A 25,573-nucleotide genomic window follows, 5' to 3' on the forward strand; every position below is an offset into this window, starting at 1 on the left:
TTTGCCGTGTTTTCCTGAGTTGACCACCTGTCAACAAGAGCGGGTGGCTGCGGCCATTGCTGAAATCCTCTCAGAAAAAACCTGCCCGTAGCACTCAGTTATGTCTGCCTTATGGTCATTTCGATTCAAACTAGAACACTGCACCCACGCCCACAGTCATTTTAAATAAGAATGAAACGAAATGAAACATTTCTATCTCATTGCTTCCCAACTCCCCTCTCTCTCTGGGAAGAGGACTGGGGGTGATCTCGGAAGCGGTATGGAGCGCTTGGGGATTGTCTCAATCCAGCTTGAAAGGACTACAAATGGCCAAAAAACGAAGTCTCCAGACCCGTCCTCCCAGTGCGGCGGAAGGAAGCCAGCAGGGTGTCAATTCTGGGACTCGACCGGCTGCGGCGGCTGCCATTTCAGCACCAAGGTAGAAAGTTGCGGCAGGCAGAGCTCGAGGGAGTAGGGCAAGTTGTGGTAAGCCCAGTCGTCTGTCCACTTGCCCCCCAAATTGCCTACCCCGCTGCCCCAAAACTCCACAGCGTCGCTGTTGAGCAGCTCTCGATAAAAGCCTCGCTCCGGCACTCCGATGCGGTAATGGGGCCAGACCACCGGCGTGAAGTTACAAACCACCACCACCCACTCACTGGGATCCTCCCCATAGCGGATGAAGGAAACGATGCCGCGATGATCGCTGCAGTCGATCCAGCGGAACCCTTCTGGCTTGGTGTCTTGGGTATACAGGGCAGGTTCGGAGCGCAACAGGTGATTCAGGCTGGCCACATAGTGGCGCAACTTGGCGTGGGGTTCATACTGCAGCAGCTCCCAGTCCAGATCTGCCCAAACATTCCACTCATTCCACTGGCCAAACTCCATGCTCATGAACAAGGTTTTCTTGCCAGGGTGGGTGAACATGTAGCCGTATAAAGCCCGCAGACTGGCGAACTTATGCCAATGATCCCCCGGCATTTTGCCCAACATGTGGCTCTTGCCATGCACCACCTCATCGTGAGAAAAGGCCAGCATGTAATTTTCGCTGAAGGCATACATGAGGCTGAAGGTGACCAAATGGGGATGGAACTGGCGGAACCAGGGATCCATGTGGAAATAATCCAACATGTCGTGCATCCAACCCATGTTCCACTTCAAGTTGAAGCCCAGCCCACCCACATGGGTTGGCCAAGTTACCATCGGCCAAGCAGTAGATTCTTCGGCAATGGAAAGCGCACCGGGGTTGTATTTGAAAATGAGGGTATTGAGCTGCCGGAAAAAGTCGATGGCTTCGAGGTGTTCCCGCCCGCCGTAGGGATTGGGGATCCAGTCTTTGCGGTCATAATCCAGATAAAGCATCGAGGCCACCGCGTCCACCCGGATCCCGTCGATGTGGTATTTCTCGAACCAAAAAAGGGCATTGGCCACCAGATAATTGCGCACCTCGTTGCGGCCATAATTAAAGACCAAAGTGCCCCAACCTTTGTGCTCGCCTTTGCGAGGGTCGGCGTACTCGTACAGGTGAGTACCGTCGAAAAAAGCCAGCCCATGCCCATCTTTGGGGAAATGTCCGGGCACCCAATCGACAATCACGCCGATCCCGGCCTGGTGGGCCCGATCGACAAAATACATAAAGTCTTGCGGGGATCCATAGCGGGATGTCACGGCATAGTAGCCGATCACCTGATAGCCCCAAGAGCCATCAAAGGGGTGTTCTGCCACCGGCAACAGCTCGATGTGGGTAAAGCCCAGCTCCTTCACATAGGGGATCAATTTGTCCGCCAGCTCGCGGTAGGTGAGGAAGCGAGTGTTGGGCTTTTGGTCCACCAGCACACTTTGCCCTTCGGCAGGTGGATCTTCAGCCGAGGCGTGCATCCAGGATCCCAGATGCACCTCATAAACCGAAATCGGCGAGCGCAGGGGATCGGTGGCGGCGCGTTTTTCCAGCCAGGCTTGGTCGTGCCAGGTGTAGGTGTTGAGGTCGGCTACGATGGAGCCGGTTTTAGGGCGCACCTCCTGTTGAAAGCCATAGGGATCCGATTTTTCGTAGATATCCCCCCAGGAAGTTTTCACCTCGTACTTGTAGATGGCGCCTGGCCCTACGCCGGGGATGAACACCGCCCAGATGCCGCTTTCACCCAGCCGCTTCATCTGGTGTTGGCGCCCGTCCCAGTGGTTAAAATCGCCGATAACGCTGACGTTGCGGGCGTTGGGAGCCCAGACGGCGAAATGCACCCCCTTCACCCCATCCACCGTGATGGGATGAGCGCCCAGCTTGTCGTAAATGCGGTGGTGATTCCCCTCGTTGAACAAGTAGCGATCCAGCTCGCCAATGTGGTTGACCTTCTCCAAGGGAAAGCGGTAGGGATCCTCCCATTCTTCCAAGTGTTCCCCTTGGGGATCCCAGACCCGTTGGGCCCGCAAAAAATAGTCTGGCAGAGGGGTTCCCGGCTCAAAGCGCAGCTCGAATAGCGTTTCCGGGTGCAGCGGCTGCATCGGGTGAGCCTGTCCAGTGGCGCGCTCCACCAGCCAAACCTGCCGAGCATTGGGCACAAGGGCGCGCACCAACCCAAAGGATTTCCCGGCCTCTTCTATCTGCTGGGGGCCCAAAACGGCATAGGGATCCTGCCATTGGTTGGAAACAAACTGACCCACTTGTTCAGCAGACAGGAGAAAGCCCATCGGGAACCCTCAGTAAATGACCATTCTAGTCTAGCGGTGGCTGACCCCCAGTTTGCGCTGTCAGCTCCAGGCCCGCCTCCAGGCAAAGAATCCCTGCAAGAAGTTCTGCAGGCGGGGGTTGGTGGCCAATTGTTGCTTGCGGTGCTGCAGGGCCGCCTTGGCGTTCACCTCCGAGCGGGTGGGGTAGATGTGGATCCCGGTCAGGGCAGAGACGGGCAGCCGCCGGCTCATGGCCAAAACCACTTCATGAATCAGCTCTCCCGCCTGGGATCCCACCAGGTGCGCCCCCAAAATCTGGCCGTTGCGTCGACAGATCAACTTGGCAAAGCCCAGGGGGGCAGCTTCTGCCTGGGCCCGATCCACATCGGCAAACTCCTGTTTGAGCACCACCACATCCTTGCCGTATTGCTGCCGGGCTTCGCTTTCGGTGAGGCCCACACGGGCCAGCTCCGGCTCGGTGAAGATGGCCCAAGGAATGACACGATAACGCGCTTGGCTGAGGGGGAAAAACAGGGCATTGACCAGGGCCACTGCCGCTTCGTAGGCCGCCACATGGGTAAATTGCGGCCCGCCGATGACATCCCCACAGGCGTAGATGCGGGGATTGCGGGTTTGCAGCTTGGCATTCACCTGGATCCCTTGGGGGGTGTACTGCACGCCGGCGGCTTCTAGACCCAGCCCTTCCACGTTCGGGATCCGACCGGCGGCCACCAAAATCGCTTCTGCACGGATCACCGGGTCACCTGCAGCGGCGGTGCCTGCCCCGGAATTGGCCTTTAGGGAAAGCAGCTTTGCCCCTTGCTCTTGGCCAACTGCTGTGGCGCGTACCCGGGTGAGGATGCGGATCCCATCTTGGGTCAACTGTTGCTGCACCACCTGGGCGGCTTCGGGATCCTCCTTGGGCAAGATGCGCTCGCGGCTGGCAATGAGGGTCACCTCGGATCCCAGACGGGCCAGAGCTTGGCTCAACTCGCAGCCTACCGGCCCCGCCCCTATCACCGCCACCGATTTGGGCAAGCGGGTTAGGTCAAAGATCGATTCGTTGGTCAGATAGCCCGCCTCGGCCAAGCCTGGCAAGGGGGGAACCCAAGGACGGGATCCGGTGGCGATGACAAAAGCTCGCGCCTGTACCTGCCTTCCTGCCACCTCAAAGGTGCGCCCATCCACAAAGCGGCCCTTGGCAAACACCATCTCCACCCCCAGTTGGCGGAAGCGATCTGGCGAATCGGCGTGGTTGGCGATGTAGCTCTGGGCAGAGCGAATGTGTTCGTACACCTTGAGGTAATCCACCGAGATCCCTGCTGGGCCAGGGAGAGTTACCCAACCGGCAGCCATGGCCTGGCGAATCCGATGGACGGTATGGGCCACGTGAAGAAGGGCTTTGCTGGGCACACAGCCATACCAGAGGCAATCTCCGCCCAGGCGGTCGCTTCCTTCCACCAGCAGCACCTTGGCCTTCAGTTGGGCCGCAGCGCTGGCCACCACCAAACCCGCTGCACCGGCGCCGATGACCACAATATCGTAGGGGACAGGCATGGCTTGTTCTGAACAAAAACATCGGGCAAGGGATAGCACCATCCTATGTCTTGAGTAGGCCGGGGGTAGGCTGGGAGAAGGGGATCCCTTTCCACACCCTTTCTGCATGGGAGAAGAACTTGTTAGAGTGGGACGGATTGACCCCTTAGAATCTGGATTGATCCGTCTGTTCTACCTTTCAGGGTTTGGGGACTTATGACTATTCTGCTGCCGAGCGAACCTATCCTGGCCGTGAGCATCTTTGGCATGGGCCTGCCAGAGCTGGCCGTGATTGGGGTGATCGCGGTGGTCGTGTTTGGCCCCAAGAAGCTACCCGAGTTGGGCAGCGCCTTTGGCAAAGCGTTGCGGAGTTTCAAACAAGAGATGAACAACCCCAGCAGCGATGACGAGCCTGCCGGCGCAGAAAAGGCGGAGAAGGTGGTGGAGAAGGATGCCGCCTGAGGGTCGCGGAGAGGGGTGGGATCCCAACTTCTGCCAGGGACGTGCTGCCGCAACTGGGGATCTTGTCGAGAGGGGGGATCCAAGCCGGCTTCGATCAGAAGTAAAGTCAGCTCGCAAGGGAGCCAGATCCAGGGCTAGTGTATAGTTCTGGAAAGTTCCCCAGCCTAGTGCTACCGGCTGAGCCAGGATCAGCCTGGATGGGCCCATCGGATGCCCCAGAGGTGGTATGGCTGAGCTGACCGATTTCGAGTTAATGCGCCAGATCCAACTGCGGGATCGCCGCAGCCACTTCTTGCTCAAGGATCGCTATCAGAAGCGCCTGCTGGATATTGCCTTGGCCATTCTCAAGCAACCTCACCAGGCGGAAGAGGTGGTGCGGCAGGTGTTCGAGTTCTGCTGGAAACACGCCAATGCCTTTGACCTGCAGCGGGATCGCTCAGTGGCCCTGTGGCTCTACGAGTTGACAGCCTTTCAGGCTAGGGAACGGCTGCGGCGTTGGGCTTGGCTACCTGTCCCCCTCTCCATTCAAACCTCAGCCCCTCTGGGGCCGCGACGTCTCCTTTGGGGCAGCCTGGCAGTGCTGGGGATCTACGCGGTAGCCATAACAGCGGCCTACTGGCGGCTGCGCTGGCAGTGGGGATCCCCCATCGAGGGAGAGTCGGTGGCAGTTCAACGGCTCTACCAAGAGTGGCAACGACAACCGCAGGTGCAGCGAACCCTGCTGCGGGATCCCAGCTTCAGCACTCCCCTGTTGGTGCAAGCCCTCTGGTCGCCCCATGCCAAGCAGGTGCTGCTCTTGGCCTCGGAGATGGCTCCCGCCCCCCCAGGGAGCACCTATCAACTGTGGCTGGAGTCGGATGTCCAGGGAGGGGGACGACTGCTGGAAAACGCCGGCACTTTTGCCGTCAACGCGGAAGGATCCCTGCAATGGCTCAGTCAACCCCTCCATTCTGAGCAGCCGACCCGCCTCCTCATCACCCTCGAACCGGCAGGAGGGAGCGAATCCCCCACAGGCCCGCCTCTGCTGCAGAGCAGTTTTTGGATCCCTGCTGCCCAGCCCTGATCAAGAGAGATGGGGGGATGGCTGGGGAGTTTGTCCCCCGCTCTTGCGCCGCTTACTCCGGGATCCCCGCAAGCGCACCTTGAGACGGTAGCGAACAGTTTCATGCACAACTTTGTAGGAGGCATCCACACCGTGCGTTTTCCGCAGCCATTCGCGGATGTCGCTGTAGGTACGGAATCGGCCAGGCTGATGCAGCTCCTGCTTGAGGATTTCCAAAACCGGCTTGGGGATGAGGGGTTTGCGCCCTTGGTTGCGGGGCACCGTCAACATGCCCTCTAGCCCCTTGGCCTTGTAGCGTTGAAACCATCGAAAAATCGTTGAGATGTCCCGCCCCAGAATTTCAGCCAAGCCTGTCATCGTCTTGACTTTCCCAATCTTGAGCAGGTAAAGAGCTTGAACCCGCTCCTTGCCGGTCGGTGTGGACTGCTTGCCAAGTAGAGATTTGAGCTCTTCAGCCGATTCCCGAATGTCGAGCTTGAGGACTCCAGCCATGTCGAGGTATCGCAGAACGGCGTTGAATTCGTTGCCTGGCGGAGAGTCTACCACAGTAACTTGGGGTTTTGGAAGTTGTTCGTGAAGTTTGCCTGGGCATCTCTTGACGTTTACAGAATCTCGAACTGAAAAATCTCTAACAGGCTACCCTCGTCGCTTTTCAGGATGGTCGGGCAAGGGATCCCCTCTTGGGCGGCAGGCTGTAGGATTAGAGGGCAAGCTTGCCGACGCTGCACTATGGTTCTTCGCAAGTATCTTGCAGGAGAGGGGCTGCGTTGGTTTCGACTGGCCCTGCAGTTGCAAGGATCAGTTGTGCCGGCAGTGCTGCCCCGCGCCTTTACCTGCGGCTTGGTCGGAGTGCTGGTTTCGATTCTGTATAAGCTGGGGCTGCCCCTGGCGCTGTCGTCGTTGGTGGCGTTTGTGCCCAACATCGTTTTGGGTTTGATGCTGGTGTTTCGGACAAACACCGCCTACGAACGGTTTTGGGAGGGGCGGAAAGCCTGGGGATCCGTGGTGAATGACGTGCGCAATTTGGCCCGCCTGATTTGGGTAGCCATTGAAGAAAAGCAGCCCAGCGACCGGGAAGAGAAGATCCAAACTCTATATCTATTGCCCGCCTTTGCCATGGCCATGAAACAGCACTGGCGCCAGGAACCTCTGCTGGATGAGATTCAGCCCCTGCTCAGCCCGGAGCAGTTGCAACGTCTCCAAAGCCTCAACCATCCCCCCTTGCAGATTGCCTTTTGGATTGGAGATTATCTGCAGCGCCAATACCAAAAGGGCCGCGTTGAGGTCTACCAGCTCACGATCATGGTGGAGCGGCTCAACAGCATGGTGGATGGGGGCCTGTGAGCGCATTCTCATGACCCCAATGCCGATGGCTTATGCCCTGCACTTGAAGCAGTTGTTATTGCTCTACTGTTTATCTTTGCCGTTTCAGATGGTGGAAGGTTTGGGTTGGATGACCGGCCCCATTGTGGGATGGCTGAGCTTTATGTTGTTTGGCGTTGAAGAGATCGGCATCGAAATTGAAAACCCCTTCGGCCGGGATCCCAATGATCTGCCCCTCGATAACATTTGCAACAAGATGAAGCACAATATCCTGGATTTAATCGATTACACCTGAGAGAACTCTTGGGCAGCCGTCCATTCCAGGGTTTCCTCAGATCCTCAGTCGGCACCTACCCCTAGTGGAGATAGCCGGGACGAACCCGATGATTGAGAGGAAGGGATCCCTATATCTTGGGTAGGGAACAAGATGGGTTTGGTGACATACTCCCATCGCTGACCCTACGGGTACAGCGTGGGCTTCTCGCTTCATCGGGGAGCCTACGCAAGAACCCTCCACGAGCAGACACGGAATGCCCTACCGCGTAGTTGCACCAGATTCCGGCAAAAGCCGTTTTGTGCAAGTACTCCCATCATACACCATGTGGGGGTATCTGTATCCCGACACTGACTCTACGAGTACAGTGCGGGGCTTAGCTACCCCCACACCCCGACAAGCTAAACTGTGGACAATTTGCCGAGGTGCTCTGGGGATGGCCTGCTCAACCTGCACATTTTTACACCTGGCCGATGTGCATCTGGGCTATGACCGCTACGACAGCCCGGAGCGGAGCAAGGACTTCTTTTTGGCTTTTCGGGATGTTGTCCGGCGCTATGCCATTCAGGATCCGGTGGACTTTGTGCTCATCGCCGGGGATCTGTTCGAGCATCGGCAGATTCAGCCCGGCGTTCTCAACCAAGCCCAGATCGTCTTGCGGGAGCTGCAGCAGGCCGGGATTCCGGTGTTGGCCATCGAGGGCAACCACGACAACCGTCCCTATGGCGTGAAAACCAGTTGGCTGAGGTACTTGGCCGATCACGGGGAGCTAATATTGCTGGAGCCTGAGGAAGGGGAAGAAGGACTGGAGCTGCGTCCCTGGTCGGGCCGGCGGGGAGGGTATCTGGATTTGCCCTGTGGGGTGCGGGTGATTGGATCCCAGTGGTACGGATCGGCAGCCCCTCGGTCGATTGAGCAGTTGGCGGCGGCCATTCGACGGTTGCCCCCCGGCCCAGAACGGGTGGTGTTGATGTTCCACCACGGTCTAGAGGGCCAAATTGCCCGTTACCAAGGCGCTTTGCGCTACCGGGATCTGTTGCCCTTGCGGGAGGCGGGGGTGGGCTACCTGGCCTTGGGACACATTCACAAAAGCTATTCCGAGGGCGGGTGGATCTTCAATCCGGGATCCCTGGAGGCCAACAGCACTGCCGAATGGGACTTCCAACGGGGGGCCTATCGCGTCCGCTGGGGAGATGGCCCACCCCAAGCGGAGTTGGTGCAGGATTACCATCAGCGGCCCCGCCGCCGGCTCTATCTGGAGGCCAAGGGCAGAGAAACCCCCGAACAGATTGCCGCAGCAGCCATTGCCTTGGCTAAGGGATCCCGTTTTCAGGAAAGTGAGATGGAGCCGATGGTGGAGTTGCGGCTGGTGGGGCAGGTGGGGTTCGCCAAGCATGAGCTGGATAGCCGCGCCCTACAGTGTCAAATTCAGCAGCTTACCGGCGCCTTGCTGGTTCTGTTTCGTTTTGAGGCCAATACTTTAGAGCTCGGGTCGGCTGCCCTTTCCTTGGAAGAAGAGGGGCAGAGGCTACAAATCGAAGAGAAAATCTACAGGGATCTGCTGAGCAGCCATGCCCACTACCGCAAACGCAGTGAAGAGCTAGCGCGGCTGCTTCTGGATCTTAAAGAAAAGGTTTTGGATGGGCAAGGAGAATCTGAAGTGTATGCTCACCTAAGGGGAGCTTTTGATGCTCCGCATCGCTGTCGCGAATGGGGAGCAGAAGACTGATTATGCGGATCCTCTCTCTCGCTTTACAAAACTTCAAATCTCATGAGGATGCCGTCTTCACGTTTGAGCCAGGTATTAACGCCATTTGCGGAGAAAACGGAGCGGGCAAGACCAGCATTTTGGAAGCCATTGCCTGGGTTTTGTTCGACTACTGCCCCTACAGCCAAGAAGAAATCATTCGCTCCGGGGCCAACGACGCAGTGGTGACTGTGCAATTTATCTCCCAATGGGATCAGCGCACCTACGATGTTCGCCGCAGCGTAACGCAGGGATATCGTCTCTTTGATCCCCAGCTGAAGCAGCGCCTAGAGTATGAGCGCAAGTCCGATGTGCTGCCGTGGCTGAGGCAACATTTGGGCGTACCTGCCGGTACCGACCTGGCGCGGCTCTTTGCCACAACGATTGGGGTGCCCCAAGGGACTTTCACGGCAGACTTTCTCAAAACCGGTCGAGATCGCAAAGAAGTTTTCGATCGCATCTTAAAGGTGGAAGAGTACCAGCAGGTAGCCAAAGACCTGTTGGCGGTCGAAAAATACAGCGAGGCGCAGATTCAGGCCATTAATCATCAAATTGAATTGCTCCGCCAACAGCTACAGGAGTGGGATCCGCTGCAAGCGGAGCGGCAGAAAATCCAACAAGAACTGAGTTATTGGCAAGAGCGCTTGAGTCAATCGATCCACACTCTGGATCAGGTTAAGCTTGAGATCGAGCGACTGGAGAAATGGCTTGAGCAAATCCAAACTTTAGATCACCAGATTGCCCAACTGGAGCAAAAGGGATCCCTGCTTCAGGTATCTCTTGAGCAGGCAGAAAAGTTATGGGCAGAGGCCAGGCAAGCTCAAGCGCAGCAACAGCAATACTGGGAGGGATCTCAGCATTTTTTGGCCACAGAAGCTCGCTTGCGGGAGCTGGAAAAACAGCAACAGCAACGCTTGGAGTGGCTGAAACAGCGGGATGCTTTGCTCTCGCAAAAACAGCATATTGAAAACCAACTGGCAAGACTTCAAGAAAAGTTAAGCCAACAGCAGCGCTGGAAGCAGGAGCTAGAGGAGCTAACCCCGCAAATTCAGGCCCAAGAGGAGCTAGAGCGTCAGCAGACCTATTGGACTCAACAGCTCAACACGTTGCTACACCTGCACCGCGAATGGGAACAGATCCAGGCAGAATGGACAGCCCACGCCGAGCGCTGTCAACTGCTACAAAGCCGAGTGCAAGAAGCTGAACAGGCCCAGGCCATATGTCGGCAGCATCAATTGACCTACAACCGTTATTTGCAGTTGGAAACCCTCATTGCAGAGCAGGAAGCGCTGCGGCGAACCCGACAAACTTTACTGGCTCAACGGGAAACTTTGCAACATCAACTGCATCGATTGGAGCTGCAGGGATCCGAATATCAGCAACAACTCCAGATCTTCCAAAAAATGGAGGCGGAAAAACTTGAGCTGCAACCCCTGTGTGAACGGCAGGCCTCCCTGGAGCAGCGCCACTCTCAACTTGGCGAGAAGTTGGCTTCCTTTCAGGCTCTGCGCCTTGAACTCAAACAACGGGAAACGGAGCAGGAACAAGGCCAAGTCCAATTGCAACAACTGCAGCTCCAACTGAGACAACGGCAGGCGGATTTGGAGCGGGTAGCTGCCATTCCTGCGCTCGAAACTCAACAGGAGCGATTGCAAACTCAGCTCAGCCGCATTGCCGCAGCTCGTCAATTTCAACAGGAGCTACAAGCCCTTTTTGAGCAGGGCTCGGATCAATTGGCTCAACACCATCACAGCATCCGGCAACTTCTGGACGAATTGGAAGCGCAGCGACACAACTATCCCCAACTTCAATCTCTGTGGCAGCGGATCCCAGAGGTACTCACTCAATCTTCAGCACTCAGCCAACAGTTGCTCCAGTCCATCCATCAGATTTTGCAGGATCTGGCTCCCCAAACTTCCGAGCCCCAACTTCGTCAGCAGTTGTCCAACATCCAAAAACAACTCAGGACTTTGCAACCCTTGCTCGGCCTAACCGCACAAATACCCGATTTACAAGCCCAAATTCAGCAACTGCTGCAGTTGCAAGCTGAACGACAAAGCAGAATTGATGATCTTCACTGGGATCTTGAGGCTGAGCCCACCTTCCTTCGGCAACAACAGGAAATTGGCCAGGCGCTGCAAGAACTGGGGGATCCCAGAGGGCAAATCCAGCGCTTGGAAAGAGATCTCAGCCGCAAGTCTAGGGTTGAGCAAGAATATCAACAAATAGCGGCCCATGTTCAGCAACTCCAACAGCAGATACAAGCCCTAGAAGAGCAGCTGCAACCGCTTTCAGATCTGGATGAAAGAATTGCAGCTTTGCGGGAAGAACAAGGCCGGCACCGCAACAACTACGAGACCTTTATCCGCATGCAGCCTCTTGCCCAAAGTTTGCCCCGACGGCAAGATGAACTCCAAGCGGCCCAGTTGGCCCTAGATCAAATCCAGAAAGCCAAGCAAGAAAAACAAGCCCAGATCGACCGCTGGGAACAAACAGAGGGATCCAAAGATGACCTGCAGGCCCAAATTGAAAAAGCCGCCGAAACGTTGAAGGCTCTGGGGGATCCCAGAAGTCAAGCCGAACGGCTCAAAGCAGAGCTAAAACAGGAAAAGCAGTATTTACAAATGCAGGCCGACTGCCTGCAGCAGCTTCAGGATTTACAGGCCGCACTCAACCCTATCGAGGAGGCCCTATGCCAAACGGAGCATCTGGATCGAGAGCTGGGATCCCTGCAGGAAGAACGCGAACGATACCGAGTGGATCACGAGTGCTATCTGCGGGCGGAACCCATCGCCAAATTGCTTCCCCAACGGGAACAGGAACTGGCCGAGCTAAACGCCCAGCGGCAGCAACTGAAAACTCAGCTTTCCCAACTTCGCGCAGCACGGGATCCCTTAGCTGCTCTGTATCAACCGCAGGAGCATGAGCGCCTTCGATCCCTTTTGCAGGCCACTGAAATTCAAAAAGCCGAAGCCCAAGCCCGCCTGGAGAGCTTAGCTCCTCAACTGAGCAAAATTGAGGAAAAGTTGCGGCAATTGGAACAGGCCAAGGCCAGCTTAAAGCAAGTCGAGGCCGAAAAAACTGAGAGAGAACGCCTGCACCGCTTTATCAAGTTTAGCCGAGATACCTATAGAAAAGCCGGCCCTCAAATTACCCAATACTACCTGCAGCAGATCAACCATACTGCCGATCACCTCTTCCGAGAAATTCTCAACCGTCCCAACGTCACCCTGACCTGGGAAGCCGATTATGAGATCCGCGTTCAAGAAGCCGGCAGCCCCAAACGACGGTTTGCCAGCCTTTCCGGGGGAGAGCAAATGTCGGCGGCCTTGGCAGTGCGCTTGGCTTTACTCAAGGTGTTGGGACAACTGAATATTGCCTTTTTCGATGAGCCCACCACCAATATGGATGCCCAACGGCGACAGCGGCTGGCAGAGGCCATCACCAACCTGCGATCTTTTGAGCAGCTATTTGTTATCAGCCACGACGATACCTTTGAGCAAATGACAGAAAATGTTATTCGGGTGGAAAGGCACTCCGGATCCAAGTCGGTAGGGAGGGATCCCGCCCATGGTGTTTAGAGCCGACCGGATCCTGGCGGTGCTGCAGCAGAAGCGGGAGGCCTTTGCCACTTTTGATCAAAGGCTGTCGGAGCGCAGAGAATACTATAAGCAGGCCATGGAAAGCTTGTGCCAGTGGTCAAGCCTAGAGATTGCCGAAAAAATAGCTCCATTCCCTTTCCCAGGCGCTTTACCTACTGCAGAGTGGGATCGCTACTCCAATTGGAGGATCCCTTTTGAGCAGGAATGGGCCAATTACGAAGAAAGCCGTGAGTGGGCGAAATCGGTCATTGAAAATATTCCCACCTTTGCTGTGGATGGATCCCAGATTTATCCCAGCAAAGATCTGTCAATACCGGTGGCGCTGGTGCAAATCGGCTGGTATGAAAATTATCACTGCGCAGCAGGCTTGTACGAAAAAGACATCCAAGTGGATGTATTAACCCCAAGAGACTTGGGATCCGACAGCAGCGGTGAACCGAAAGAGCGAATAGTTAACATGCGCCGCTTTCAAATGGAAATCGAGAGACTCGTAGAATACATTCAAAAATCCCAACCGGGATCCCGAAAATTGGCCTTTTTGGATGGGGCGCTGGTGGCTACTTTTGCCGAAGTCTTCGAGCCAGAAAGCCAAGATTTCTATGTGCAGTGTTTGCTCCAGCTTTTGCGGGCCAGCGAGCAAAGCCGGATCCCTATCGTGGCCTACATAGACACCACCTACACTTCCGATTTGGTGGCGTTGCTGAAGCATTGTTTTGACCTACCCGAAGCTCCACAGCTTCACGATGCGCAACTGCTCAGCCCCTGGTTGGATTGGGGGGATCGTACGCCTTTTTTCATCTGTGCCCGCGGCGGCAGCCTCAACCCCCAAGATGGGATCCTCAATCGCTACCAAGAAATGCGAGAGCGAGTGGGATTTGTTTACCTGCGCACCAATGACAACTTTCCGGCTCGCCTGGAAATACCCGTTTGGGTTTATGAGGCAGGACTGTTGGACTGGTTGTTGGATCTGGTTCGCTGTGAGGTGGTGATTGGGCGAGGTTATCCTTATGTGCTGGAGACAGCCGATCAAATAGCCGTTATCCGCAATGAGGATCGCAACCTTTTCTTGCGTCTCATGCAAGATTGGGCCGCTCGCGAGAAGCTGAACCTAAGGCTATCCCGGAAAACGGTGAGTAAACTACAACGGAGACGAGTCCGATGAGATTGGGAAAGGTGGTTCGCTCCAACAATCACTGTGATTACGTGGTGCAGGTGGACGATGCTTTAGAAGTCAAAAATCCGCCGACTCCTGATGACTATGGCTTCGGCAGCTTTGTCAAGCTAGAAAGCGACCGGCGACACTGGGCCGTAGGTCTGGTCTACAACACACAGCTTCTGAACCCGATGTTCCTCAATTCTGGGCCGCGTCTTTCCAGCCAGCCGGATCCCTATTTTTCCCCCGATTTGCAGAATGAGGTGCGCACGCTACTCTCGGTGGTTTTAATCGGGGCTCTGGATGAAGAGCGCCGCTGTGGCCGACAAGGGATCCCACGCGTGGTGGTGCCTGTAAACACGCCGGTTTTTCGCATGAGCCGGGAAGAGATCCTGCGCTTTCACCAGGATCCCCAAGGTCAAACCCAATTTTCCTACTATGGTTTGCTGCTGAGTAGTGGCGGCAACTTTGCCAATCATTTGATCTACCAAGTCTTGAACGACATTACGCCGATGTTTGCCGATCCAGCTCAACGGCGAGCTCTGCAAATCTTAAGCAAAGAATTGGCCTGGAAAATGACTGTAGGAGCGATGCGCTAATGCCCCAAAAAATCACCGATAATGGCCACCATCCAGAAGCCACCCTCTCTCCAACTGAGGACTCTCCAGAGGTAATTGGCACCGTCAAAGGGCCTGGAGAAACCTCTAACCAATATGTTTTCATCACTTCCAATACCCAAGCGGTAAAGGTGGGCGATTTCGTCTACTACGAAGTCCAGGATCCCCAATTGCAAACGCTGCAAATCTTGGGCAAAATTAGCCAGGTTCAACTCCTGGATCACATTCCCGATCGCATCTTTGCCGATACCGAAATCGATCCCAGCACCATTGTGGCTCTGGTGGGCTTCACCCATCCCAATCCGGAAATCTATGCGGTTACCGTCGAGGTCATCGGCTATTTCAATCAGAAGATGGGCTTTATTAACCCCCGCCGCGCTCCGGATCCCGGTGCCAAGGTTTTTCTGGCCTCCAATCGTCTGCTGAAATCAATTTTGAACAAACGAGATGAAACAGCCATTGGGGGTGCTCACTTGGGCAGCCTGTTGTTGCGCGATGAGGGAGCAGTGCCCGTAGTACTGGACGTCAAGGAAATGGTCAGCACCCATCTGGCCATTTTGGCGGGGACGGGATCCGGTAAATCTTATACAGCAGGGGTTTTGATCGAAGAGCTATTGTTGCCCAAAAACCGAGCTGCCGTCCTCATTTTCGATCCCCACGGGGAATACCACACGCTGGCAGAAATGCAGTCCCACCCCAAGTTTTTTGGGGAAGACGGCTACCGTCCTAAAGTCAAGGTTCTTTCACCGCAGGAAATTAAGATTCGTGTATCTTCTCTTAACTTCTTTGATATTCTGACCCTGCTGCCAGAGACCACTGACCGACAGAAATCTTTTCTGGAGAAAGCCTTTCGCAAAACAACTCAATTTAACCCACTCCGCTGGACGATTCAGGATTTAATCGATGCCGTAAATGAAGCCGATTCTGCAGAAGATGGATCCCAAGGATCCTCAGCCGCCGCCTTGGAGTGGAAATTAGAACAGATCGACCGCTCTCCTTATTTCAGCAATGTAGAACATCTGGCCCCCAAAGACTTGTTTGAGCCGGGGCAGGTAACCATCCTGCAAATGCATGAGATCAGCCAAGAAGAACAGCAGGTGATCGCTGCTGCCATCTTGCGCCAGGCCAACTATGCTCGGATCAATACCCACAAAGGCAAGATCCAGCCGGGGGACGAAAATTACTTGCCTTATCCCGTCTTTATTTTGCTGGAAGAGGCCCATCGGTTTGCCCCTGCCCACGAGCCTTCCCGTTGCAAACAGGTGCTGCGCACCATCCTCAGCGAAGGACGCAAGTTTGGACTGGGAGTAGGGCTGATCACGCAACGCCCTGGCAAGTTGGACTCGGATATTCTGTCTCAATGCATGAGCCAATTTTTGATGCGAATTGTCAACCCTGCCGATCAGGAAAATTTGCGCCACAGTGTCGAGGCTGCCGGGCGGGATCTGTTGCAGGAATTGCCCGCCTTGAGCAAAGGTCAGGTGATCGTCTCCGGTGTGTGCGTCAATACCCCTGTACTGTGCAAAGTGCGGCAGCGCTACACGCAGCATGGCGGCGAAACGTTGGATATTCTCGGCCTCTGGCAAAGGCATTCTCAAGAACACCACCAGCGGGATCGCTTGGCTCAGTCAGCCCCTCTCAAACCGCGTCCTCAACCTCAGGTAGTGGACGGACTCAGCATTGATTAGCAATGGCCCAAAACTCCAACTGTGGCCTGATCTCAATCGCTGAATCTGCCAAATCTACAATCCGAAACCACTGCTTGATTGCAATACAATTCATTTCACAGAAACAAGTTTTGGGGCGAGCAGGATGAGGAAACAAGCCCTTTTGCCAGGTTTGCTGGGCATTGCCGTTGCGGTTCTACTGGGATCCGGGCCTGCCTATGCTCAGTTGCGGCTGATTCCCCAAGCAGCGCGGCAGGTATACGAAGCTCTGCCGGATCTGCCCCTGGAAAACACCTACACCCCTATTAACCCCAACGATGGCGGCCCCGCACCCGAAGAGGATACTTTGGTGCGGCGAATGATGATCTATCACCTGCAGGTGGCCGGTCGCTCCCCCACCGACCGCTTTGACTGGCAACTGACTCTGGCGGACTATTTTGATGCCAATGAGCCAATCATCGCCCAACGGTATCCCGGTGCCGACCGCCTCACGGTCAACCCCTACGCCCAAGACAAAGCCGTTGTACAATCCCTGAACCGGCAACAGCGACAGGCCCTGCTGGAAGCCCTTGTGCTGGCCTTCGGTGGGGATCCCGACCCCAAACCCCTCTACATTCCCGCCGACTTGAATCCTGTCCCCGCCCTACCCACCCCAGAACCCATGCAACCTTTGCTGCTCCCTGGTAGCGGAGGGGCTGACCTGCTCAGGCCCTAGCCATTCCAGACTCCTGTCAAGCTGGGGATCGCCGTTCCAGCGCAACCCAAAATGCCTGGTGAACGACTCCCGGGGTAGACGCCCCTAGGGCGGGCTTCACGCTTCACAGACTTGTCTATGCAGAGGTCTCCGCGTGCTGCCACCGTGCATCCCACGGCAGGGACAGACCGGGGAAACTCTCCAGAGAGGTATATCTTGGACGGCTTTCATCCCAACACTGTTCGCCTAGCGTCTCTTTTGCTCTTGGGTAAACACAATTCGCAAATACAGTGCGGGGCTTCCCACCGTTGAAGCTAACTCAGGGCTTGGCCAGTATAGTTCTCAATGCAGCGCAGGAAGAGCTCCACGCCAAGGCCAAGGGCAGCTTCATCAAAATCAAAGCGGGGATGGTGATGGGGATAGTCCAGTCCCTTGGCGGGGTTGGCGGATCCCAAAAAAAAGTAGCAGCCGGGCACCTCGTTGAGAAAAAAGGAGACGTCCTCGCCGCCCATGGTCATTTCTGGGATGATCCTCGCCTCTGGGCCAAACACCTGGCGGGCAGCTTGTTCCACCAGAGCTGCCATAGCAGGATCGTTTTGAACCGCCGGATAGCCCCGCTCGAATCGAAACTCGTAGGTGGCCCCGTAGGCTTGGCAAATGCCGGCAACGATTTCTTCCATACGTTTTGAGATCAAATCCCGCACTTCCGGCTGAAAGCTGCGCACGGTGCCCCAAATCTCAGCTCTAGGGGCAATGACGTTAAAGGTATCGCCAGCCCGGAAGCGGCCCACCGTCACCACCGCCGGCTGCAGCGGATCCACACTGCGGGAGACGATGGTCTGCAAAGCATTGACAATGTGGGATCCCACCACAATGGCATCTACCGTCTGCTGGGGAAGGGCAGCATGTCCGCCTCGCCCGATCACCTGAATCTGAAAGCGGTCGGCAAAGGCCATCGAGGGGCCACTTTTCACGCCAATAGTGCCCAGAGGGCGATTATTCCACAGGTGTAGGCCGAGGATGGCTTCCACATCCGGGTTTTTCAGAACCCCCGCCTCCAGCATGGGCTTGGCTCCGCCGGGGCCTTCTTCGGCAGGTTGAAAAATGACCTTGACTGTGCCCTTGAGGTGTTGACGGTGCTGTTGCAGCAGCTTGGCGGTGCCCATAGCAATGGCCGTATGGCCGTCGTGGCCACAGGCGTGCATGACGTTGGGGATGGCGGAGCGGTACTCGACTTCATTGGCCTCATGAATGGGCAGGGCATCCATATCGGCCCGCAGCGCCAAAACCGGCCCCGGCTGCTCTCCCTCAATGGTGGCCACGATGCCGGTGTGGGCAATGCCGGTCTGGTGCGGGATCCCCCAGCTTTTCAGGCGCTGGCTGATGTAGGCGGCGGTTTGCTTCTCCTGGAAGCCCAGCTCAGGATACTTGTGGATGTGGCGGCGCCAGGTCACCAACTCGGGTTGTAAAGCTCGAACAGCAGGGCGAAGTGCGGGAAAGGACATGACCTGAAAAACAAAAAAACAAAAATGTCTTGGAAAACCTTCACCGATGGCCAGTGTTGGTTGCATGCAGTTGCCTGTCGATTTTGCCCAGTATGGCATTGCTGAGGCTGCTTTCCGCTCGGCGTCGAGGTGGACATCTAGGCCCACAGGGATCCGGTTTCCGGCGGCAGATCCTGCCAACGGCCCGGCCCCACTGCTCGCAAAGCTTCCTGCAAGGAGATCGCCCCTGAGTAGAGGGCCTTGCCCAAAATGGCCCCTGTCAAACGGGGCAAGCTCAACAAAGCCAGCAAATCGGTCAGCGAGCCGATCCCTCCCGAAGCAATTACAGGCACTTGAGAGACGGCTAGGATCTGGCGCAGCTGTTCTAAATTGGGCCCGGCCAGGGTGCCATCCCGGCTAATGTCGGTATAGATGATCCCGGCAGCTCCTTGGGCTTGCACCCGTTGCACTAGCTCAGGAGCCCGCAGGGGAGTGGTGCTCAGCCAGCCGCGGGTGGCCACTTGCCCCTGCCGAGCGTCGATCCCCACCCAAACCCGACCGGGGAAGGCTTGGGTCATAGCCTCCAGGGTGTCGGGATCCTCTACGGCTAGGGTGCCAACGATCACCCGATCCACCCCCAGCTCCAGCAACTGCCGCGCCCGTTCCAGGGATCGGATCCCACCTCCCACCTGAATCGGGATGGCCAGTTGGCGCACCAGGCGCTCGATGGTAGGCAGGTTAATCGGATCCCCGCTTTTGGCTCCGTCCAGATCGACCACATGCAGGCGAGGGGCACCCTGTGCCGCCCAAGCTTCGGCCTGCTGGATGGGGTCATCGGCCACCTGTTCTGCCTGGGCGTAATCCCCCTGGTAAAGGCGCACGGCGCGGCCCTGCAAAAGGTCGATGGCGGGGATCACCTCTAAGAAGGCGCTGGTGTAAGGCATGATTGGGATCCCTTAGGGGCTTCTCCAGTATCGCCCAGGGGGGAGAATGGGAAAACCTTTTGGGGCGACCATGAACGCACGTCAACTGGCCCTCTTGGCCTTGCAGAAGATCGAGCGGCAAAACGCCTATGCTGACGTGGTGCTAGAGCACCTGTTGGCCCACAGCCGCCTGATCCCTGCCGACTGCCGCCTGGTCAGCGAGCTGGTGTACGGCGTTACCCGCCGTCGTCGCACCCTCGACGCCCTAATCGACTGCTTTGCCCAACGTCCTGCCCACAAGCAACCGCCCGATTTGCGGCTCATTCTGCACCTTGGCCTCTACCAGCTGGCTTTTTTGGATCACATCCCCCCCAGCGCTGCCATCCACACCAGCGTGGAATTGGCCCGCCAGATGGGGCTGGGATCCCTGACAGGGGTGGTGAACGGCATCTTGCGCGCCTACCAGCGGCAAGTGTTGGATCAGCCAGAGAAGGATCCCCTCAAGCCCCTCGAGGACACTCTGCCAGCCGACCCAATTCAGGCTTTGGGGATCCGGCACAGCTTTCCCGACTGGTTGGTGAGCCTATGGTGGGAGCGCCTGGGGCCGGTGGAAACGGAGCAGTTGTGTGCTTGGTTTAATCAGCCACCCCACCTGGATTTGCGGGTCAACCCACTGCGGGCAGATGTGAATAAAGTCATTCAAGCCTTGGCAGCAGCCGGGATCCCTGCCCTCCCCATCTCCGAGGTGCCGGGTGCCTTGCGACTTCAGGATCATGCTGGCGACATCACGGCCCTACCCGGCTTTGCCCAAGGGTGGTGGAGCGTTCAGGATGCCAGTGCCCAGCAGGTGGTGCATTGGCTGGATCCCCAGCCAGGGGAGCGGGTGATCGACTGCTGCGCTGCTCCGGGCGGCAAGACCACCCAAATAGCCCAACACATGCAGGATCGGGGGGAAATCTGGGCTTTGGATCGCCACCCCCACCGTCTGCGGCGCCTGGAGGAAAATGCCCATCGCTTGGGCTTGACCTCGATTCGTTCCCTGGCCATCGACCTGTTATCCCTGAGCGCTGCTGCCGATCGCGTCAGCGGGACGGAGTCCTTACCCCCTGCCCCCTTGCCCCCCTGGCAGAGTGCTGACCGCGTACTGCTGGATGCCCCCTGCTCCGGCCTAGGCACCTTGCACCGCCATGCTGACGCTCGCTGGCGGCAGACTCCAGAGCGGATCCCTGAATTGGCCCACCTGCAAGCTCAGCTTCTGCAGGTGGCAGCCCGTTGGCTTAAGCCGGGCGGGGTGTTGGTGTACGCTACCTGCACGCTGCACCCTGCCGAAAACGAGGAGATCATTCAAGCCTTTCTCGACAGCCACCCCAATTGGGCTGCTGAAGGGGATCCCCTGCTCATTTGGCCCCACCGACAGGATCGGGATGGATTTTTTATCCAGCGGCTGCGTCGATACGGTTAAATAAACCTTCCATCGTGGTGCTTCCCAGGTGCTCCGAGCCATCAACCCTCAGCTTTCCTGAGGGAGAAAAGGATTATCTCCAAGCAAGAGACTGACTGTTGCCCCATGGTTTCTGATCGCGTTAGCGGGACGGAGTCCTTACTGCTGACCAGCCCGAAAAACCCCTGGATCCGAAAGTTGCGGCAGTTGCACCGCAGCCAAGGTCGGCGAGAACAGGGCGCCTTTTTGGTAGAGGGATCCCACCTCATCGAAGAAGCCCTGCGAGTTGGCTGGCCCCTGCAGGCTCTCTGCTACACGCTTGAGTGGGCTGAGCGTTACCCACAATTGCTGGCCAATCTGCCCAAGAGTCTACGGCGGCAGGCCGTCAGCTCAGAAGTCATGGCAGCGCTCTGTACCACCGAGTCTCCCGAAGGAGCTGTGGCCGTGGCCGTCAGTCGGCAGATTCCCTCTCCCCCCTTGTCCGGGGTACGTTTGGGCCTCGTGGTGGAAACGCTGCAAGATCCGGGCAATTTGGGATCCCTCATCCGAGTCGTGGCTGCCGCAGGAGCCGATGGCCTTTGGCTCAGCGCAGACAGCGTCGATCCCGAAAACCCCAAAGTCTTGCGGGCCTCTGCCGGCCAGTGGTTTCGCCGTCCGCCCCAAGTCGTGCCCGACCTAGCCGCCTGGATCCAGAGCTGCCGTTGCCACGGGATCCAAGTCTTGGCTGCTACCCTCTCCCCCACAGCAAACTGCTACTGGGATCAAGATCTCACCCGCCCTACCCTTTTTCTCCTGGGCAACGAAGGGGCTGGCCTGAGGGAAGCGACTATCCAACAGGCTGATGCACAGGTGCGGATCCCTATGGCCGAGGGTGTCGAATCTCTGAACGTCGCTATGACGGGGGGGTTGTTGCTCTACGAGGCCCTGCGCCAGCGGCGATCTCGCTCAGGAAGCGCTCCCTGAACAGCTAGCTGCTCCCTCAGAACTCTTCCTCTACAAAGACCGCATCCTCATTCTCTTCCTGCTCTCCCTCCTCCATCGCTGCCAGCCGGCTGGCGGAAACCGTCACCCCCGCAGAAAGTTTCTCCCGCACAGCCGCTTCCACCTCCGCTAGGAGCTCTGGGTTTTCCTTCAAGTAGACAACCAGATTGTCCCTTCCTTGGGCAACATTTTCCTCCTTGTAGCTGTACCAAGAGCCGCGGCGCTTGAGAATGCCCATCTCATCTGCCAGATCGATAATGCAGCCGATGTTGGAGATCCCTTGGCCGAAAATGATGTCAAATTCTGCCCGCCGGAAAGGGGGGGCAACTTTGTTTTTCACCACCTTGACCCGCGCTCGGATCCCGTATTCTTCCGCACCTTTTTTCAGGGTTTGAACGCGGCGAATATCTAGCCGCACCGACGCATAAAACTTAAGGGCATTGCCGCCGGTGGTGGTCTCCTGGGGGCCATAGCCTATGCCGCCAATTTTGGAGCGCAATTGGTTTAAGAAAAGAACGATGGATCCGGTTTTGCTGACATTTCCGGCAATCTTGCGCAGCGCTTGGCTCATCAGGCGCGCCTGCAATCCCACATGGGCATCTCCCATATCCCCTTCGATCTCAGCCCGGGGCACCAACGCTGCTACCGAGTCCACCACCACGATATCCACAGCTGCCGAGCGCACCAACTGATCGACAATCTCCAGGGCGGCCTCCCCCGTGTCCGGCTGGGAGATCAACAGGTTTTGAATATCAACCCCCAAAGCTGCTGCGTAAGTGGGATCCAGCGCATGTTCCGCATCCACAAAAGCTGCCGTTCCCCCTTGTTTTTGCACTTCGGCGATGGCATGTAGGGCAATTGAAGTTTTCCCAGAAGATTCCGGCCCAAAGACTTCGATAATCCGCCCTTTTGGGTAACCTCCGCCCAAGGCCAAGTCGAGGGTGATGGCCCCACTGGGTATGGTCTCCACCCGCATCTGGGTGGCATCTCCCAGGCGCATGATTGCCCCTTTGCCGAAATTCCGCTCGATCTGGCTTAACACCTGCTCCAGGGCTTTGCGTTTTTCTGAATTCAATTTGTCCGAGTCATCAGCAGTGTTCACAGCAGCGGCTTTCCGGGCCATAACCCGCATCCCCCCCAGGAGTCGTGGTGGAAAATCGAGCCTGCATTCTAACATTGTCGCCTTGCTCTGAGCGGATCCCTCTCCCTCCAACTGCAGTCAGCTCGTACCTTGCCTCGGTTCCTAACTCCCCTCTCCCTCTGGGAGAGGGGCTGGGGGTGAGGGCAGGTCTTCTGCACAGCCTTGCAGAGCGGGTAGAGTGGGCTAAAGGGATCTGCTCAGGAATGTCCCCACGGTCATGACTTTGGTCTTACAATCCCCCGGCCCGGTTGTGTTTAGTTGGGGGCCGCTCAGCCTGCGCTGGTATGGCTTATTGATCGGCCTGGCAATGGTGTTGGGCTTGCTCCTGGCTCGCCATCTGGCAGCTCGGCGTGGCCTTCCCCCCAGTTCCATGCCTGATCTGCTGGTGTGGTTGGTGGTTGGATCCCTGCCCCTTGCTCGCCTGTACTATGTGGCCTTTGAGTGGGAACGCTATCGAGATGGCCCTTGGTGGCAGGTCTTGGCCCTCTGGCAGGGGGGCATTGCCATTCACGGTGCCTTGATCGGCGGCAGTGCGGCGCTTTACCTGTTCGCCCGGCGGCACCGGCTGAGTTTTTGGTTGCTAGCCGATTGCCTTGTTCCCTCCCTCAGCCTTGGTCAGGGGATCGGACGTTGGGGCAACTTCTTCAACAACGAAGCCTACGGAAAGGTGTTGCCTCCGGATAGCCCTCTGTGGGTACAACTGCAGCTGCCTGATGGATCGCGCGTCCATCCCACTTTTTTGTACGAATCCCTCTGGAACTTTGGTCTCTTCGGGCTCCTGCTCTTTTTAAGCTACCGGCGCCAGCTTCCCCCCGGCACCCTCTTGGGCCTCTACCTGGTGGGGTACAGCCTGGGGCGCTTCTGGATCGAAGGCCTGCGCACCGATAGCCTCATGCTGGGATCCCTGCGGGTGGCGCAGGGGGTGAGCCTGTTGCTCATTGGAGCAGGCCTGGCCGCAATCTTGACAGCTCCCAAACGCGTTTCTGTTCACCCAAACGAGGCAACTTCCTCGCCTGGGATCCCCGCCCCAAAGGAGTTGTAAGCCATGGCCAGCGAACAGAATGAAGAGCCCTGGCAGCAAGCCTCCCCTCTGCTGCTGCCATCCGCCGCTGCTACCCAATCACTAGGGGCCCTCGTAGCTCAAGCCGCCCTTGGCTTCCTCGCCCCTTTAGGTCAACAAAAATCTCCCCCTCCCAGCCGCAGCCTCGGCTCCACTTCCGGCTTGGTCATTCTTCTCGAAGGTAATCTGGGCAGCGGCAAAACCACCTTTGTGCAGGGGCTGGGGCAGGGCTTAGGGATCCCTGAACCCATCGACAGCCCCACCTTCGTGCTGGTGCAGGAATACCACACCGGACGGATCCCTCTTTTCCATTGCGATCTCTACCGTCTGGAGCCCTCTTCTGCCGCTCGCGCCGGTGGGAGAGAGTCCACACTCCTGGAAGACCTAGGGCTAGAAGAACTTTGGAGCCAAGGTGGGATCACCGCCATTGAGTGGCCCCAGTACCTCCGCCATCTGCCTGCGACCTACCTCTGGCTGTGCCTACAGCCCCATCCCCAACAGGAAGGAGCCCGCCTCCTGTACGCCAAAGGAAAGGGATCCCAGACTGCTCAACTTTGGCAGCAAGTTCTTTCTCAGTTCACTCAGCAAGACCCTGAAGAAAAAAGGATCCACTTCTCCCCCTGAAAGGACTTGAAAGCAGCAGAAAAAGTTGGGATCCCAAAAGACCTATGGCCACCTCGATTCGAACTAAGACACTGCGCCCACACCCGAAGCGTCGGTCGCGCCTTCGCGTTAGCGTTGCGGAGCAATAATGCACAGGTCAGAAGGCTTCTCTCAGTAGCCCGGACGTCTCACCCCAGCCTGAAACGACTATGAACTTGAGGCAAACGGCCAGAACTTAGCCAAAAGTCATCCTCAGGCCAAATCAAACAGCAGCACCTCAGCACCTTTCTCACTGAAAAGGTTGAGCTCGCTTTCCCTAGCAATAGCCACGCCATCTCCTTCTCGCAAAAACAAGCCATTTAGGGTCACATTGCCGCGAGCCACCTGCAGCCATCCGTAGCGCTTCTCATCCAAATATTGGCAGATGGTGTGTCCCGGCTTAATCAACCCCGCGTAGAGATTCACATCCTGATGCACAATCACGGATCCCTGGCGTCCATCCCGAGAGGCAATTAAACAAAACTCATTGGGATGCTCTGCTAAACCCGTCGCTTTTTGTTCATAACTGGGATCTAGGTTTTCCTGCTCCGGCAAAATCCAAATTTGCAGCAGATGAACCTCCTCATCCGCCGAGTGATTGTACTCGCTGTGCTGGATCCCTGTGCCCGCTGTCATCCGTTGAATTTCGCCAGGACGAATCACAGATCCCGTGCCCAAGCTGTCTTTGTGCTCAAGGATCCCTTCCAAAACATAAGTAACGATCTCCATATCCCGGTGCCCATGGGTCGGAAAGCCAGCACTCGGGCGGATTCGGTCATCGTTAATCACCCGCAAAGCCCGGAAGCCCATGTAGCGAGGGTCGTAGTACTCCCCGAAAGAAAATGAGTGGTAAGTATCAAGCCAACTGAGCTTGACATGACCCCTCTCTTCCCGCTTACGCAAAGTCAGCATCGCAGTTTCTCCAAAACCTGACCCTCGCAACCATCTTATTAACTCTGCAGTCAGAATGTCAATATTCAAACAGTTTTATTTCTTCTCTTCCCTGCTATTCTCGCCAAAAACTTGCCAAAAATTTTGGGTTGGATATCTTGACGGGGTGGTGGTGGTGGGGATAGGGTAGTAAAGCGCTGATGAGGCCACCAGCCCCGGCGTCCCAGAACCT

Annotated in this window: 19 protein-coding genes and 1 pseudogene; 13 read left to right on the top strand and 7 right to left on the bottom strand. The window is 56.8% G+C overall.

Going from position 1 to position 25,573, the window contains the following annotated elements; all coding sequences use genetic code 11:
- Positions 1-369 precede the first annotated feature (369 nt).
- Positions 370-2,661: a 1,4-alpha-glucan branching protein GlgB gene (glgB, locus tag ACVWZ1_RS11945; RefSeq protein WP_457503474.1), complete on the bottom strand. Its 2,292-nt coding sequence runs from the start codon at positions 2,659-2,661 to the stop codon at positions 370-372.
- Between the two features lie 60 nt (positions 2,662-2,721).
- The gene (locus tag ACVWZ1_RS11950) at positions 2,722-4,197 is read right to left on the bottom strand and encodes a dihydrolipoyl dehydrogenase family protein (RefSeq protein WP_457503475.1); all 1,476 of its coding nucleotides are present in this window, start codon (positions 4,195-4,197) and stop codon (positions 2,722-2,724) included.
- Positions 4,198-4,392: 195 nt separating this feature from the next.
- Here ACVWZ1_RS11950 and tatA point away from each other — a divergent pair, with 195 nt between their 5' ends.
- Together tatA and ACVWZ1_RS11960 are read left to right on the top strand one after the other, a co-directional pair.
- A complete protein-coding gene (gene tatA, locus ACVWZ1_RS11955) occupies positions 4,393-4,638 on the top strand; it encodes a twin-arginine translocase TatA/TatE family subunit (RefSeq protein ID WP_414356913.1) in 246 nt (81 codons plus the stop codon).
- Between the two features lie 226 nt (positions 4,639-4,864).
- The gene (locus ACVWZ1_RS11960) at positions 4,865-5,701 is read left to right on the top strand and encodes an anti-sigma factor domain-containing protein (protein WP_457467306.1); all 837 of its coding nucleotides are present in this window, start codon (positions 4,865-4,867) and stop codon (positions 5,699-5,701) included.
- On the opposite strand, the gene ACVWZ1_RS11965 is transcribed toward ACVWZ1_RS11960, so the two are convergent.
- Complete coding sequence (locus ACVWZ1_RS11965) at positions 5,702-6,193, bottom strand: helix-turn-helix domain-containing protein (RefSeq protein WP_457467305.1); 492 nt, start codon at positions 6,191-6,193, stop codon at positions 5,702-5,704.
- Between the two features lie 237 nt (positions 6,194-6,430).
- On the opposite strand from ACVWZ1_RS11965, the pseudogene ACVWZ1_RS11970 reads away from it, so the two are divergent.
- From ACVWZ1_RS11970 to ACVWZ1_RS12000, 7 genes and pseudogenes are all read left to right on the top strand, one after another.
- Positions 6,431-7,319: pseudogene (locus tag ACVWZ1_RS11970) on the top strand (bestrophin family protein).
- A 415-nt stretch (positions 7,320-7,734) separates the two neighbouring features.
- A complete protein-coding gene (locus tag ACVWZ1_RS11975; RefSeq protein WP_414416579.1) occupies positions 7,735-9,027 on the top strand; it encodes a metallophosphoesterase family protein in 1,293 nt (430 codons plus the stop codon).
- A gap of 2 nt (positions 9,028-9,029) precedes the next feature.
- The gene (locus tag ACVWZ1_RS11980; RefSeq protein ID WP_457503476.1) at positions 9,030-12,626 is read left to right on the top strand and encodes an AAA family ATPase; all 3,597 of its coding nucleotides are present in this window, start codon (positions 9,030-9,032) and stop codon (positions 12,624-12,626) included.
- A complete protein-coding gene (locus ACVWZ1_RS11985; protein WP_457467303.1) occupies positions 12,616-13,809 on the top strand; it encodes a DNA double-strand break repair nuclease NurA in 1,194 nt (397 codons plus the stop codon). Before ACVWZ1_RS11980 ends, ACVWZ1_RS11985 begins: the two co-directional genes overlap by 11 nt.
- Positions 13,806-14,399, top strand: a complete 594-nt coding sequence (locus ACVWZ1_RS11990) for a hypothetical protein (RefSeq protein WP_414341843.1) — start codon at positions 13,806-13,808, stop codon at positions 14,397-14,399. Before ACVWZ1_RS11985 ends, ACVWZ1_RS11990 begins: the two co-directional genes overlap by 4 nt.
- The gene (locus ACVWZ1_RS11995) at positions 14,399-16,105 is read left to right on the top strand and encodes an ATP-binding protein (protein ID WP_457503477.1); all 1,707 of its coding nucleotides are present in this window, start codon (positions 14,399-14,401) and stop codon (positions 16,103-16,105) included. Before ACVWZ1_RS11990 ends, ACVWZ1_RS11995 begins: the two co-directional genes overlap by 1 nt.
- 124 nt (positions 16,106-16,229) lie before the next feature.
- Positions 16,230-16,799, top strand: a complete 570-nt coding sequence (locus tag ACVWZ1_RS12000) for a hypothetical protein (protein WP_457503479.1) — start codon at positions 16,230-16,232, stop codon at positions 16,797-16,799.
- A 293-nt stretch (positions 16,800-17,092) separates the two neighbouring features.
- Here ACVWZ1_RS12000 and ACVWZ1_RS12005 read toward each other — a convergent pair whose 3' ends face one another.
- Together ACVWZ1_RS12005 and hisA are read right to left on the bottom strand one after the other, a co-directional pair.
- Positions 17,093-18,283: a M20 metallopeptidase family protein gene (locus ACVWZ1_RS12005; protein ID WP_457503480.1), complete on the bottom strand. Its 1,191-nt coding sequence runs from the start codon at positions 18,281-18,283 to the stop codon at positions 17,093-17,095.
- Positions 18,284-18,420: 137 nt separating this feature from the next.
- The gene (gene hisA, locus ACVWZ1_RS12010; protein ID WP_457503481.1) at positions 18,421-19,206 is read right to left on the bottom strand and encodes a 1-(5-phosphoribosyl)-5-[(5-phosphoribosylamino)methylideneamino]imidazole-4-carboxamide isomerase; all 786 of its coding nucleotides are present in this window, start codon (positions 19,204-19,206) and stop codon (positions 18,421-18,423) included.
- Between the two features lie 70 nt (positions 19,207-19,276).
- On the opposite strand from hisA, the gene ACVWZ1_RS12015 reads away from it, so the two are divergent.
- Positions 19,277-20,647: a 16S rRNA (cytosine(967)-C(5))-methyltransferase gene (locus ACVWZ1_RS12015; RefSeq protein ID WP_457503483.1), complete on the top strand. Its 1,371-nt coding sequence runs from the start codon at positions 19,277-19,279 to the stop codon at positions 20,645-20,647.
- A 105-nt stretch (positions 20,648-20,752) separates the two neighbouring features.
- Positions 20,753-21,589, top strand: a complete 837-nt coding sequence (locus ACVWZ1_RS12020; protein WP_457467413.1) for a TrmH family RNA methyltransferase — start codon at positions 20,753-20,755, stop codon at positions 21,587-21,589.
- 16 nt (positions 21,590-21,605) lie between these two features.
- Here ACVWZ1_RS12020 and recA read toward each other — a convergent pair whose 3' ends face one another.
- Positions 21,606-22,730, bottom strand: a complete 1,125-nt coding sequence (gene recA / locus ACVWZ1_RS12025) for a recombinase RecA (RefSeq protein ID WP_457503485.1) — start codon at positions 22,728-22,730, stop codon at positions 21,606-21,608.
- Between the two features lie 235 nt (positions 22,731-22,965).
- Between recA and lgt the strand changes: the two genes are divergently transcribed.
- Both lgt and tsaE read left to right on the top strand, forming a co-directional pair.
- Positions 22,966-23,790 (top strand): prolipoprotein diacylglyceryl transferase, encoded by an 825-nt coding sequence (lgt, locus tag ACVWZ1_RS12030; protein WP_011433548.1) that lies wholly within the window; start codon positions 22,966-22,968, stop codon positions 23,788-23,790.
- Positions 23,791-23,793: 3 nt separating this feature from the next.
- Positions 23,794-24,432, top strand: a complete 639-nt coding sequence (tsaE, locus tag ACVWZ1_RS12035; protein WP_457467411.1) for a tRNA (adenosine(37)-N6)-threonylcarbamoyltransferase complex ATPase subunit type 1 TsaE — start codon at positions 23,794-23,796, stop codon at positions 24,430-24,432.
- 231 nt (positions 24,433-24,663) lie between these two features.
- Here tsaE and ACVWZ1_RS12040 read toward each other — a convergent pair whose 3' ends face one another.
- A complete protein-coding gene (locus tag ACVWZ1_RS12040) occupies positions 24,664-25,362 on the bottom strand; it encodes a pirin family protein (protein WP_457503486.1) in 699 nt (232 codons plus the stop codon).
- Positions 25,363-25,573: the final 211 nt, after the last annotated feature.

It is taken from the genome of Thermostichus sp. MS-CIW-25, assembly GCF_054060015.1.

Coding starts and splice junctions, on each gene's coding strand:
- tatA (WP_414356913.1), top strand. CDS start 4,393: ATGACTATTCTGCTGCCGAGCGAACCTATCCTGGCCGTGAGCATCTTT.
- ACVWZ1_RS12005 (WP_457503480.1), bottom strand. CDS start 18,283: ATGTCCTTTCCCGCACTTCGCCCTGCTGTTCGAGCTTTACAACCCGAG.
- ACVWZ1_RS11985 (WP_457467303.1), top strand. CDS start 12,616: ATGGTGTTTAGAGCCGACCGGATCCTGGCGGTGCTGCAGCAGAAGCGG.
- tsaE (WP_457467411.1), top strand. CDS start 23,794: ATGGCCAGCGAACAGAATGAAGAGCCCTGGCAGCAAGCCTCCCCTCTG.
- ACVWZ1_RS12020 (WP_457467413.1), top strand. CDS start 20,753: ATGGTTTCTGATCGCGTTAGCGGGACGGAGTCCTTACTGCTGACCAGC.
- recA (WP_457503485.1), bottom strand. CDS start 22,730: ATGGCCCGGAAAGCCGCTGCTGTGAACACTGCTGATGACTCGGACAAA.
- ACVWZ1_RS11980 (WP_457503476.1), top strand. CDS start 9,030: ATGCGGATCCTCTCTCTCGCTTTACAAAACTTCAAATCTCATGAGGAT.
- hisA (WP_457503481.1), bottom strand. CDS start 19,206: ATGCCTTACACCAGCGCCTTCTTAGAGGTGATCCCCGCCATCGACCTT.
- ACVWZ1_RS11995 (WP_457503477.1), top strand. CDS start 14,399: ATGCCCCAAAAAATCACCGATAATGGCCACCATCCAGAAGCCACCCTC.
- ACVWZ1_RS11965 (WP_457467305.1), bottom strand. CDS start 6,193: ATGGCTGGAGTCCTCAAGCTCGACATTCGGGAATCGGCTGAAGAGCTC.
- ACVWZ1_RS11990 (WP_414341843.1), top strand. CDS start 13,806: ATGAGATTGGGAAAGGTGGTTCGCTCCAACAATCACTGTGATTACGTG.
- ACVWZ1_RS12000 (WP_457503479.1), top strand. CDS start 16,230: ATGAGGAAACAAGCCCTTTTGCCAGGTTTGCTGGGCATTGCCGTTGCG.
- ACVWZ1_RS11975 (WP_414416579.1), top strand. CDS start 7,735: ATGGCCTGCTCAACCTGCACATTTTTACACCTGGCCGATGTGCATCTG.
- ACVWZ1_RS12040 (WP_457503486.1), bottom strand. CDS start 25,362: ATGCTGACTTTGCGTAAGCGGGAAGAGAGGGGTCATGTCAAGCTCAGT.
- glgB (WP_457503474.1), bottom strand. CDS start 2,661: ATGGGCTTTCTCCTGTCTGCTGAACAAGTGGGTCAGTTTGTTTCCAAC.
- ACVWZ1_RS11950 (WP_457503475.1), bottom strand. CDS start 4,197: ATGCCTGTCCCCTACGATATTGTGGTCATCGGCGCCGGTGCAGCGGGT.
- lgt (WP_011433548.1), top strand. CDS start 22,966: ATGACTTTGGTCTTACAATCCCCCGGCCCGGTTGTGTTTAGTTGGGGG.
- ACVWZ1_RS12015 (WP_457503483.1), top strand. CDS start 19,277: ATGAACGCACGTCAACTGGCCCTCTTGGCCTTGCAGAAGATCGAGCGG.
- ACVWZ1_RS11960 (WP_457467306.1), top strand. CDS start 4,865: ATGGCTGAGCTGACCGATTTCGAGTTAATGCGCCAGATCCAACTGCGG.